The organism is Turicimonas sp. TL08 (assembly GCF_054660695.1).
On record NZ_BAAGDP010000005.1, the window covers coordinates 77,342 to 89,884 of the forward strand.

The following is a 12,543-nucleotide window of genomic DNA, read 5'->3' on the forward strand; positions in this document are numbered from 1 at the left end:
CCTTTAGAAGGCTTCTGAATTCTCGATTCAGAGGCCTTTTTCGTTAGGTCATAGGAAAGAAATGTCTTAGCACGGTTACGGCTAACGGAATAGTGAAGGAGCACATCACAGTCGTAATTATCATGGCATTGGCAATAATGTCAGCTGCAGCATGGAATTGCTTGCACATCAAATAGACATTGACACCAATCGGTAAGCAGCCAAGGAACACTACGGCAGTCGTTTCCACCGGTCCAAGGCCTATTAACCAAGCCAAACAGAAAATTAAAGCCGGATGCACAAAGAGCTTTATTCCGCTTAAAACAATACTTTTACGAATACCGCTTCCAAGGCCATATTCAGCTAAACCCATTCCCACAACAATTAAGCTGATGGCCGTTGCTGAATTACCGATAAGACGCAAAGGCTCATCGATCACATATGGAATCTTCAGACCTGTACAGCTCCACAAAACACCCGAGAAGATGGAGATAATGAGAGGATTCTTGAAAACGGTCAGCAACGTCTTAAGGAAGCTCTTCACGGTTAAATGACCGGTCTGTTGAGCAAACTCCACAGCAATAGAAACCAGAGTCCACAAAATCATGGCATTCATCGACAGAACTGCGGAAATTGAAGGCGTTACAATTTCTCCCAGCATGGCAATAGCCAATGGAAGTCCAAGCAGTCCATTATTAGAAAATACACATCCGGTACCGAAAATAGCGGAATCTACCGGAGGCATTGAAAGGACTCTCTTGGCGACAAAGCGCCCAATAAAAAATAAGATAATGCAAGCTCCGAAATATGCCAAAAGCAGCCTTAAATCGGCGTGGTTCTCTTTAGTGAAGAGGTCTGAAAGAAGGCGAAACAACATTGCCGGCAACGCGATATTGAAAGCAAACCGAGCCAAGATATTTCCAGCCGCTTTACTAAAACCAAACCATTTAGCTAAAGCAAATCCTAAGAAGATCAGCAGAAACAACGGCGAACTTCTTTCAAACTGAAAGAGAAACTGGGAGAGGAGTTCGAGTTCCATTTTTCTTTTTATCCAATGTTTACGTTAGTCTAAAACTTAGAAAAATTAGCTGTGGATAAACAGATCAGGAAATTCCATAACTTTGGAGTGAGTAACATTTCTCAAAAGAAGGAGTTTGTTCCTGCAAACCTCAAAGATCCTCTTTAAACTTTGGGGAATTCTTTTTAATAAAACCGGACAGAACCAAGAAGGGAAGAGGTAGTGATTCTGGCCTCACAAACAAATACTGATATGTGGCGACTGATTTTTCCGATTTTGGGAGCAATTCTATTTGCGGCCCATTTATATTTTTGGGGCAGTTATTTTTGGCTAGCTGTTCCGGTTATCTTACTTATCCTGCTGATTATTCCTTTCCGTCCGGTTTGCTGGCTTTGGCAATTAAGTCTTATCGGCTTCGGTATTGAATGGTTTATATCGGCCTACAACCTTTACCTCCGCAGAATTACATCCGGCATGCCCTTTGCTTTAGGCGTCTCAATTCTTATTGCCTGCGGAGTTTTAACTATTCTTTCTTCAGTGGTGTTCTACAACGGCAGAATCAAAGAACATTATCCTCTTCACGTATGAAAAAGGCCTTTAGTTTTTCTCACTTTTATACTCAATTAGGCAGGTAGGAGACGATGTTCATCCTCTGAGAATGCAGAAAACGCTACGTGTCTTCTAACCGGTTATCAGGTCTCTTTGCAAACTATATTGTTAAACAATAGTTCAAAAAAATATCTTCTAATTCCTCAGATATGTTTTCAGTCGGTACCGGCAGCACAAGTCACTCTTCGGTCAAATGCGAAAGAGGAGAGTCTCTAATTCGACATCTCCTCTCATTGTTATAACTTTCTATTTTGAGTTATTCATAATCAGATTTTTACCGTTCTCTATATCATCAGTAAAAATCCGATCTTCACCGACATACTTAACTGCCTGTCGATACCGCTTATATAACTCTTGTGAATCTTTGCCCATTGCAAACTGTCCTTTCAGCTTAGTTCTCAAATCTACTGCTTGGGCTGCATGGAGCAATTCCAGGCTATAGATATAGGCAGTGTTATCCGCAATTTTTGCTAACCTTTCAGCAACCAAAGGAAGATTTGTGAAGGTATCTTCAATATCTCCGGCGACCGGAGTTCCCAAGAAAGAAACAGGATTTGCCAAAGTTTGATTCTCACTATGCAGAGCTACAAACGGCTTCTGAATAGCGCCGAATGCGTGTCCTTTGTTTTTCGGATCCGACAAAAAGCGGGTGAGCCCAGTAAAATGATCATCCGACAAATGAATAGTTCTCCGGACACTGTTGTGGCTAAGATGCGTAAGAGCGATCCCAAGTCTTTGTGCGGCGATTGCTACTGGCAAGGGTTCAAAATTAGCCGTAGGAACGATTGCCCCTTTTACATCCTTTCCTTCGACAAAATACATGGCTACTTGGTCTTGCTCACTGTATTTCTTATCCGCATTCAAAATTGTTCCGGGATTATCATCGGAAGAGTTCAACTGCACCTGCAGCTCTTCATCTAAATGGTTAAGTGCTTGATTAACTTCACGCAAAACATAAACTGAGGTTCGGAAAGAAAGCGGATCCTGCAGTGCACGCTCCTCATTCTTCTTCCATAAATATGAGCCGTCTAATGCATCTCTTATCCTAGAGGCTTCTTTTTCTAATCCGTTAAAAGGATGGACAGAAACTGCCTGCGGTAATACAGGCGCAATATTTCCATTTAATCCTTCCAAGCTTAGTGCAAACAACGCAGGAGAAAAATCAGCTAAGGCCTTTGCATCCTTCCTTGCTTTCATTACCTGAGCAACAGCCATTGCATTGGTTGAGAGAATTGCCAGCGCATCTTTTCCTTGAGGATCAAGCGGAGAAACTCCTTTAAGTTTCAAAGCTTCAGCCCCGCTAACAACTTTTCCATCCACTTTAGCTTTCCATTCTCCCATCATCACTGCTCCTACATGAGAGGACAGCGTAATATCAGCTTCTCCGACCGATCCTCGAGCTGGAATTTGCGGCGTGATCCCTTTATTTAGAAAGTCGCGATACAGTTCAGCAACTTTAGGCTGCGCCCCAGTCTGACCGGCCAACAATGTATTGAGGCGGATAACCAGCTGCAGTCGAGCAATCACATCTTCAGCCATTGGACCAATTCCGGCAGAATGGCTTCTCAAAGCATTCCTATTGAATGCCTTGGAGGCTTCTCGAACCTCTTGAGATAATTCTCCATTGGCCGAAAAAAGAGGCTTGTCTTTATTAAGGCCTACTCCAACGGTTAATCCGTAAACAGGAGTGCCACCTTTAGCAGCTAATTCCACAAGTTGATGAGATCTCTCTAGCCGTTCATAAGCTTCGGGAGATATTTCAACCGTATCTTTTCCTTCAGCGATGGACCAGGCTTGCTCTTGAGTCAGATGATGACCATCCAAAGTAACTACGCCTGCTTGTGCCGTTGCCGCCAACATAACCATAATTGAAAGTATTGAGTGTTTCATTATCTTGTCCTTCATTTTATTCAAGGTTTTCTGTCTATAGGTCATTTCATTTGGTACTTAAACTCATGACAGTTGTTGCAGTAAACAACGCTGGGCTTATGTTCTTTATGGCAAGCCGTGCATTCAATTCCAGAACCATAGTGAGCGCTAGTATGAGGATTAGGTTCTCCCTTAATTTTGTTTTGGACCAACTTACCCAGGTCCTCATAACTTCCATGACAGGACTGACAAGAAGCATTGTTCGGTTTAACAAATTCGTTCCCTTTTACGGCATTTTCTTTTGTATGGCAGACAGAGCAATCTTTAATTATTTGATGATGCGTCTTCATTTGCTGCGCAGAAACTGAGACTGTTAATACTGTTAAACAAACAATGAGTAAGGCTTTAATCGTTTTCATATCTATTCCTTGGATTAGCTGAGATTCTGTGAAGGTTCGGCAGCAACTTGTGCACCTGCGGTTCTGCCCGTGACCAGGCCGTCAGCAATAGCACAGCCACCTAAACGAGAAGCTCCGTGTGTCCCTCCTGTGACTTCCCCGGCTGCATAAAGTCCGGGAATCGGTTTAAGATCTCTGACGCTAAGGACCTGCGCCTTATTGTTGATTGCTACACCTCCCATGCAGTAATGAACCTTCGGCCATACTCGAGCGGCGTAGAAAGGTGCCTTGGCAATCTCAACAGCTAGCGCTAACGGACGATTGAACTGCTCATCTTTGTCATTTCGAACATACTCATTAAATTCATTTACCTGCTTAATCAAGTTATCCGCAGGGATGTCATACGCTTTAGCCAGCTCTTCCAACGAATCAAATTTCTTAATTACGCCGTACTTCAATCCGTTCTTTAAAGTTTGAGCTAATTTGACGCCTTCACTATCTACAAAACAAATCGGATACACAGGCTTTCCGTTTTCATCAATTTGACTCAAGATTGCATCGGATCTAGCCTTGCGATCGGCCAGTTCATCAACAAACCGACGTCCGGTCCGGCGATCAACCATAATGCCTTTTGGAAAACCTGCAATAGTATTGAACTGAGAAACAAGACCGAAACCTCTTTCATCGGGACTAGACCATGGGCCAAGCTGAATCTGATCTAGCTGGATAGGCATGGCTCCCAATGCAAGCATAGCCATCAGACATTCTCCGGTTGCCCCGGGATGGTTAGTTGACTCGAGTTTTTCATCTAATGACGGGTCGATAGCCTTTCTAAACTGAACATTTTGAGAAAAACCGCCGGACGCAATCACTATCCCTTTTCTTGCACCATAGTTCAGAACCAGACCTGAATCTTTTTGCGGAAAATTAAATTTTTCTCTCACAACTAAACCAATTACCCGACCGTTTTCATCTCGAATAAAGTCTTCCATTGCTGCACTAGTGTGAAGATCCACACCTTGTTTACGGGCTGCTTCGACTAACGGACGTGTGATACCGCCGCCTGTACTTTCAACAGTCTGCATAATTCTCGGGACACTGTGCCCGCCAAAATGTTGAACAAACGGTTTGTATTTCACGCCGTATTTAACCGTGAAATCAAAAGCAGGCCGTGTTCCGTAAACAATGTTCTTTAATAAATCCACATGACTTAAACCACGTCCTGACTTAATCATGTCCTGAAGCATTAGTTCAGGAGAATCTTTGATGCCTTCTTTCTCTTGAAGAGGAGAACCGGCCACGGCGAAAGCACCGCCGTTAATTGCTGAGTTACCCCCAAAAACCGGCATCTTCTCTAGAAGAAGAACAGATGCTCCTTTTTCTGCTGCTTCGAGAGCGGCAGCTAATCCTGCAAATCCACTACCGACAACGATTACGTCAACAATCTTGTCAAATTTATGGTTAACTTTTCCTTGAGCGGTGACTCCTCCGGCACTTAAAGCACCGATAGCAGCCAAACCGGCCTTGATAAAATTTCTTCGTGAAGACTCCAAAGCTTGCATTTTTGCTCCTTGATTATTGGGTTTGAATTATTTATTGCAAGCTCTATGCCAATTGTATCTATTGCTGTTAACCGATTGTTTTATTTATATTTCCCAGGATAGATAGAAATCCTAATCAGAATAATTCACGAAATTTCGTATAATTTTTTTACGATATTTCGTGAATTACGATATTTAGTGAGAACCATGGAAGACATATCTCATTTGGTTGAAGTCCTCTGTTCCAGCCTCAGTCTGGAAAAATCTCTTTTTCGGCTTTTTACTGTTCTGAATCAGAAACTTGATGCTGACGGCGTTTTCATTAATTTTTTCGATAGATCCAAGCAAGCCGTCTCTTTTCTAGGACATATTAGTAGGGCCGGCATTCAACCGCTTCCGGCTCCAATCAAAGTCCCAAGCTATTTCTTCCAAAAGTTAAAAAAAGAAAGAGGCGCAGTTCTGTGTATCCAAGAAATTACGGATGATCCTTTCACTCAATACGTCTTATCTCAGGCCATCCCGGAGGTTAAGTCTTTCTTGATGCTAGACCTTTTTAAAGACGAAAAACATTTAGGTGTGGTTTGCTTCTACAGCCAATTCGGTCATCACTTCTGCGAAAAACAAGCCGAACTTCTCCAACGTCTTCATGATCCTTTGGCTTTAGTCACATGCAATGCGCTGAACACCTTTCTTCTTAAAGAAAATAGCCAGTTAGGAAAGGAGAAATCCAAGCTGCTAGAGAGTCTGGAAATAGAAAAAAGAAAGCCTATCGTTAATTTCTTAAAGCATTCTCCTTCACTTTCGAGCATTGCCGAACAAATAGAAAAGATTGCACCCACAGAGGCCACCGTTTTAGTACTTGGAGAGACGGGAACGGGCAAAGAAGTAATCGCAGATTTAATTCACTCTATGTCGTCCCGCTCCAATGGACCTCTAGTCAAAATTAATTGCGGCGCCATCTCCGACAATCTTCTTGACTCAGAACTATTCGGCTATGAAAAAGGCGCGTTCACTGATGCAAAGCAAACAAGAAAAGGATTCTTTGAGCAAGCAGATAGCGGTACTTTATTCCTTGATGAAATAGGTGAACTAACGCCTAGTGCGCAAGTACGCTTACTTAGAACCTTACAGCAAAAAACAATCATCCGAGTAGGGGGCACTAAAGAAATTCAAGTTAATGTGCGTGTTGTTGCCGCGACTCACCGCAATCTTCAGCAGATGGTAAAAGACGGAACTTTCAGAGAAGATCTTTGGTTTCGTTTAAACGTTTATCCAATCTCAATACCACCGCTTCGTGAAAGAGGAGAGGATGCCGTGCTTCTTTCAGAGCTGTTTTTAGGAAAACTTAAAGATAAATACGGATTAAAAATCAAGCCTGTACTTTCTTCGCATTCTATTGAATTCCTTCGCAATTACGCTTGGCCCGGGAATGTCCGTGAATTAGAAAACTCATTAGAACGAGCAGTGTTATCCAGTCAGAGTTCACAAATTGAACTTAAGCAAGTTTTATTCAATTCTTCTGCAATTCGTGCAAAGGAAGGAAATAATGGGTGCGCCTCAACTTCTTATGAAGATACTGTCCGACAGTATTTTTTATCTTTGCTTCATCACGTAAAAGGCAAAATTTCGGGGCCAGGGGGAGCCGCTGAAATTGCAAAAATGCATCCGAATACATTAAGAAGCAAACTAAAAAAACTCAATATCCATTACTGATGACGAGGTCTCGATGCGGAATCAGTATCTTCTTTGTTTAGGCGCCAGCGGAACTCCTTTCTTGGATGCTTTTTTTACCGTTTCCGGCGGATTTCTGCTTCTTTCTTTAGCACCTCAATTTAATTTAAGCGCTTGGACCGCAGGTGCCTATGGAACCAGTTACCTTTTCGGAGTAATGGCAGGATCTTTTCTGGTTAGTGCCGGCAGCAAAAAACTCAAAACCGAAAACATTTATTTTTTGAGCCCTTTGGGCGTCTTTATTCTGCTTCTTTCTCAAATTTTCTTTGATAGCTTTCTCTATCTGCTGGCTGCTCGCTTCTTGTTCGGATTCTTTATCGGCAGCGACTACCCAATCTCTCAAGTCTTTTTCTCCAGCCAATGCCATACAACCTTTAAAGCTAAAGGACTTACACTATTAATGTCTAGCTGGTATTGGGGCGCAATTTTTGCCATTTTAGTTTTCTGGCTTGCTAGTTTGTTCTCGGTTTCGCCGGAAATTCTTTTAGCTGCACCGGCCTTAATTCCGTTGGTTGTCCTTTTAACAAGGCTTCCTTATTTCAGCAATACGTCTAAAACCTCTGAAAAAGGCTCTAGAGACGACTTTTCCTCTCCAATAAGTGAACATTGGTCTAAAGAATCTTTGTTGAACCTAGGCTTTCTTTGTGTGTTCTGGACTTGTCAATGCATTCCTGTGACCGTCATACTTCTTTTCGGTCCTTCTATCATGGAAGCTTTAGGTTTTTCAGGAAGCGGAAGTTTTTTCCAATTGGGCGTTACTTATATTTTTTTCTTCATCGGAAGTTCTTGCTCTTACTTGATTATCGATAAGTTCACCAGAAAATTTTTAGCCTTAATAACCTTCGCTCTCATGGCGCTTTGTCTTATACCGCTCCTTTGGGCCGACTCTGTGTCTTTATGGATTATCGTCTTTGCATTTATTGGTTATGCAGCTTCATACGGGCTCCAGACAACTCTAGATTATGTGTATCCGAACGAAATATTCGATGTAAAAATAAGAGAGCAGGCCATTGGCATTCTTACTTGTGTAACGCGTTTTATTTCCGGGCTCAGTGCTTTTTTCTTTCCTTATTTTCTTTCTAATTTCTCAATATCGTCCATTATTATCTCGGCTGTTTTCATCCTCGCGACAGGATTTATTTCGACCTACCTCTTTGCTCCGACCGATGATTCTTCAAAACAGAAGTAGTTTTTAGGAGCCATCGAATATTTTTGATACTTCAATCCAGTAAAAAGATAAGCTGTCAGAACTCGGAGGCTGTTTTTAATGCCATCAGCTCCTATAGGAAGGATTCGCGATTTGGTCTATAGAGAGACGACCCTCTCTCTGGACGGACAAAAAGAAAGAGGATCGGCATAAACCTTTCCTCTATAAATACTGTTTAACTCAAATCTGATTTAATCAAGGCCTTTTCTTTTTGAGAATTACAATGCATCGTGTCTCGTTTAGGAAAGGAACTTTCAAATCTACGACTTCTTCAATTTCTACGTCTTCAGGAATTGCAGCAATTTCACTCTTTTCCAATTTTGCTTTCAAGGCCAACCATTTTCCATCTTCTTCCAAAAGATCTCTGGTGAGCTCAACAAAATTTTCTAAGGAAGTGAAAGCACGCGATGTGATAACTGAAAACTTATTACTCCGGGGTTCATCTTCTATACGTTCGTGCTTCGGAAAGACGTGTTTTAAACCTAAAAGTGTGCATACTTGGGTCACAAACATAATCTTTTTGCCAACAGAATCCACCAAAGTAAAGCTCAGATCCGGCGAGAACATAGAGCAGGGCAGGCTTGGCAGCCCTGCACCGCATCCGACATCCAAGACCTTTTTATTGCCTTTTTCAGCTAATTTTTGAAGAATTTTGCAAACGGACAGAGAATCTAGAAGGTGTTTGACGATCACCTCCTCACTTGTCTTGATTGCCGTCAAGTTATAAGTTTTGTTCCACTTCAAAATCAAATCTGAATATTGAAGCAACTTTTTTACCTGTACTTCATCAAACGTCAAACCTAAATCTGACAATCCTGATTCAAGCAGCGATCTAAGATCCTTTGACATTTTTACCTTTCTGCAGCTCGTAGCGTTTTAAGTAGACCAACAAAATAGAGATAGCCGCCGGGGTCACCCCGGAAATTGCTAACGCTTGTCCGATAGTTTCCGGTCTGACATTTTTAAGTTTCTGACAAATCTCAAAAGACAAACCCTTAACATCGTCGTAGTTGAAATCATTTGGAATAACGATTTCCATCTTATTCAGATTGTTCTGAACCTCGGCTTGCTGGCGATCAATATATCCGGAATATTTAACTTGAGTTTCCAAAAGAGAAGAAAGTTCCTTGTCTTGAATCGGATCTTTCAAAAGCGGATTTCCTTCCTTATCGACAAGTTGAGTCAGCTTTGAATAATTCATTTCCGGCCGCTTCAATAAGGAATACAACAAGCTTTCTTTTACCAACTCCTTACCGAGAATTTCCTTCTCAATATTCGGCTCTATAACACCGGGATTGACCCAAGTAGACTTTAATTTCTCTTCTTCCTTCTGAAGAATATCCATCTTTCTAGAGAAAGCTTCCCATCTTTCTTGTCCAACCACACCAAGCTTATAACCGATTTCCGTAAGCCTTTGGTCAGCGTTATCTTCCCTTAGACTGAGGCGATATTCAGCTCGAGAAGTGAACATTCTATAAGGCTCATTAACACCTTTTGTAATCAAATCATCGACCATCACTCCTAGATAAGCTTGATCACGTCTTAGATGGAACGGCTCTTGGTCACGTGTATAAAGAACTGCATTGATGCCGGCAAAAATACCCTGAGCGGCAGCCTCTTCATATCCGGTTGTGCCGTTTACCTGACCGGCCATAAATAATCCTTCAATATCTTTACTTTCTAAAGTAGATTTCAGAGAACGAGGATCATAGTAGTCATATTCAATAGCGTATCCCGGTCTCAAAATTTCTACATTTTCCAGTCCCGGAATAGAGTGAATAAATTTGATTTGAACATCAAAAGGAAGACTGGTTGAAATACCGTTCGGATAATAAACATGAGTATTTAAACCTTCCGGCTCCAAAAATACATGATGAGAATCTTTGGAGGCAAAACGATGGATTTTATCTTCAATAGAAGGGCAGTATCTGGGTCCGATACCTTCAATGATTCCGGTGTAGAGCGGTGAACGATCTAAACCGTTTCGAATAATGTCATGAGTAGTTGTGTTGGTATTTGTAATCCAACAGGGAATCTGTTCAGGATGTTGATCTGCCGAACCTAAAAACGAAAATACCGGTGTCGGTTCAGAATCTCCATATTGAATAGTGCACTTAGAAAAATCGATTGTTCTTCCATCCAAACGTGCCGGGGTTCCGGTTTTAAGTCTGCCCTTAGGAAGACCCAAACTCATTAAATCATTTCCTAAAGCAATTGCAGAAGGATCCCCGACTCTGCCGCCAGCATATGCTGACAAACCAACAAATATCTTTCCGTTCAAGAAAGTTCCGGCTGACAGAACGACGGCTCTGCAGCGGATTGCAATCTGTGAATCAAGAATAACGCCGATAGCTTTTCCATTTTCAACAATTACATTGTCTACAGCGGCTTCCATAAGTGAAAGATTTGGAATATTTTCCACAATCTTTCTCATATGATTCTTATATAGCGTTCTATCTATCTGGGCACGAGTTGCCCGTACTGCTGCACCTTTTGAAGCATTCAACAGCCTGAACTGAATACCTGAGAGATCAGTGACTTTAGCCATAACTCCATCTAAAGCATCCAATTCTCTTACCAAATGACTTTTACCAATTCCACCGATAGACGGATTGCAGGACTGTTGACCTAAAGTATCGAAATTATGCGTGATAAGAAGAGTTTTTGCCCCCATTCTTGCACTTGCAGCAGCAGCTTCAATACCTGCATTTCCTCCGCCTACAACAACTACATCGTAGCTTTTCGGATAAAACTCCATTTTTTATTCTTTCCTAGTATGTTGTTTCACGTGAAACAAGTTTATTTACCAATACAAAAACCTTTAAAGATAAGCCCTAAAAGATCATCACTTGTTGTCTTTCCGACGATACTTCCCAAATCATCGTTCGCTAATCTCAACTCCTCCGCAAACAGTTCCAATTTCATGTCGTTATAAGAAATTAGCTCTTGCGCCAGTTCAAGATGAGCTAAGGCAGAATTCAAACTGTCTAGGTGACGTTTCCGAGCAATAAAGACAGATTCTTTAGGTTTCCAACCCGCAGCCTTTAACAACGCATTTCTTAGATCATTAATTCCTTCTCCTGTCAGAGCAGACGTTTTAATTTCTGTTTCACGTGAAACACTATCCTCAGAAAGAAGGTCAGACTTATTCAAGACTGTGAGTATTGGAATGTCTTCGTGAGTTAATTGTTTAACCAAACTTAGAATCTTTTCATCATTCTTTGATTTTTCCGGATCGCCTCCATCAAGGACTCTGACAACTATGTCGGACTTAGAAATCTCATTTTTAGCTCTTTCTATACCGATTTTTTCTACTTTGTCGGAGGTTTCTCTAATACCAGCGGTGTCGGTGATATGGAAAGGAATGCCATTCAGATGTATCAAAGTTTGAATTTTATCTCTAGTTGTTCCGGCAACATCGGACACAATGGCAATTTCATCTCCGGCCAGTCGGTTCAAAATACTGGATTTGCCGGCATTTGTCTGACCAACTAGAGCAACTTTAAAACCATCTCGAAGAGTTTCTCCTTGCTGTGCAATTTCTAAGGTTTGTTTGATATCTCGGATAATTTCTTCAAGTCTTTCTTTGCAGTTGTACTCAGTAATAAAATCGATTTCCTCTTCAGGAAAATCGAGAATTGCTTCAACTTCAATACGAAGACGAATAAGCAATTCCGAGACTTCATGAACATATTTAGAAAATTCGCCTTTTAAGGAGAGGGAGGCCGCACGCACAGCATTTCTCGAGCTGGCATCAATCAAATCAGCAACAGCTTCGGCTTGGACTAAATCCATTTTCCCGTTCAAAAACGCTCTCTCAGTAAATTCTCCTGGCTCTGCCAATCTCAACGAATACTTCTTGCCAACTTCTAAAAGAATCTCAAGAATCCACGTAAGAAGAACTTGTCCACCATGAGACTGGACTTCAAGGACTGTTTCCCCTGTGTATGAATTTGGCGCCTTGAAATAGAGAGTGATGACTTTGTCGACTTGTTCTTGATTTTGATCAACAAAAGAGAGCAACTGAGCCTTTCTATTTTCAGGCTTGAACTTAGGCAAAACTAATTTTGCTATTTCTTGGATTATCTCGTCTTTACCGGAAAGGCGGATGATTCCTATTCCTGAATTACCTGTCCCGGTAGCCAAAGCTACGATAGGGTCGTTAAAATTATCATTCATAAATTTTCGGGC

10 protein-coding genes are annotated in these 12,543 nt (G+C 41.6%); 3 read left to right on the forward strand and 7 right to left on the reverse strand.

Features of this window, described 5'->3' with window-relative positions:
* Window positions 1-43: 43 nt before the first annotated feature.
* A complete protein-coding gene (locus tag ACYQ4O_RS03985; RefSeq protein WP_308513566.1) occupies window positions 44-1,018 on the reverse strand; it encodes an AEC family transporter in 975 nt (324 codons plus the stop codon).
* 201 nt (window positions 1,019-1,219) lie between these two features.
* Between ACYQ4O_RS03985 and ACYQ4O_RS03990 the strand changes: the two genes are divergently transcribed.
* The gene (locus tag ACYQ4O_RS03990) at window positions 1,220-1,585 is read left to right on the forward strand and encodes a hypothetical protein (RefSeq protein ID WP_308513567.1); all 366 of its coding nucleotides are present in this window, start codon (window positions 1,220-1,222) and stop codon (window positions 1,583-1,585) included.
* Window positions 1,586-1,852: 267 nt separating this feature from the next.
* On the opposite strand, the gene ACYQ4O_RS03995 is transcribed toward ACYQ4O_RS03990, so the two are convergent.
* The 3 genes from ACYQ4O_RS03995 to ACYQ4O_RS04005 are packed head-to-tail and all read right to left on the reverse strand — an operon-like array spanning window position 1,853 to window position 5,435.
* Window positions 1,853-3,496, reverse strand: a complete 1,644-nt coding sequence (locus ACYQ4O_RS03995; protein ID WP_308513568.1) for an HAL/PAL/TAL family ammonia-lyase — start codon at window positions 3,494-3,496, stop codon at window positions 1,853-1,855.
* A gap of 41 nt (window positions 3,497-3,537) precedes the next feature.
* Window positions 3,538-3,894, reverse strand: coding sequence for a cytochrome c3 family protein (locus tag ACYQ4O_RS04000; RefSeq protein WP_308513569.1), 357 nt, complete (start codon window positions 3,892-3,894; stop codon window positions 3,538-3,540).
* Between the two features lie 14 nt (window positions 3,895-3,908).
* The gene (locus tag ACYQ4O_RS04005) at window positions 3,909-5,435 is read right to left on the reverse strand and encodes a flavocytochrome c (protein WP_308513570.1); all 1,527 of its coding nucleotides are present in this window, start codon (window positions 5,433-5,435) and stop codon (window positions 3,909-3,911) included.
* Window positions 5,436-5,621: 186 nt separating this feature from the next.
* Here ACYQ4O_RS04005 and ACYQ4O_RS04010 point away from each other — a divergent pair, with 186 nt between their 5' ends.
* Entirely contained in the window at window positions 5,622-7,127 is a 1,506-nt protein-coding gene (locus ACYQ4O_RS04010; RefSeq protein ID WP_460174819.1) for a sigma 54-interacting transcriptional regulator, read from the forward strand.
* Window positions 7,128-7,140: 13 nt separating this feature from the next.
* Window positions 7,141-8,334, forward strand: coding sequence for an MFS transporter (locus tag ACYQ4O_RS04015; protein WP_308513572.1), 1,194 nt, complete (start codon window positions 7,141-7,143; stop codon window positions 8,332-8,334).
* Between the two features lie 213 nt (window positions 8,335-8,547).
* Here ACYQ4O_RS04015 and rsmG read toward each other — a convergent pair whose 3' ends face one another.
* The 3 genes from rsmG to mnmE are packed head-to-tail and all read right to left on the reverse strand — an operon-like array spanning window position 8,548 to window position 12,531.
* On the reverse strand, window positions 8,548-9,201 hold the full coding sequence (gene rsmG / locus ACYQ4O_RS04020) for a 16S rRNA (guanine(527)-N(7))-methyltransferase RsmG (protein WP_308513573.1): 654 nt from the start codon (window positions 9,199-9,201) through the stop codon (window positions 8,548-8,550).
* Window positions 9,185-11,110, reverse strand: a complete 1,926-nt coding sequence (mnmG, locus tag ACYQ4O_RS04025; RefSeq protein ID WP_308513574.1) for a tRNA uridine-5-carboxymethylaminomethyl(34) synthesis enzyme MnmG — start codon at window positions 11,108-11,110, stop codon at window positions 9,185-9,187. The genes rsmG and mnmG overlap by 17 nt, the downstream gene beginning before the upstream one ends.
* Before the next feature lie 41 nt (window positions 11,111-11,151).
* Window positions 11,152-12,531, reverse strand: a complete 1,380-nt coding sequence (gene mnmE, locus ACYQ4O_RS04030; protein WP_308513575.1) for a tRNA uridine-5-carboxymethylaminomethyl(34) synthesis GTPase MnmE — start codon at window positions 12,529-12,531, stop codon at window positions 11,152-11,154.
* Window positions 12,532-12,543 lie beyond the last annotated feature (12 nt).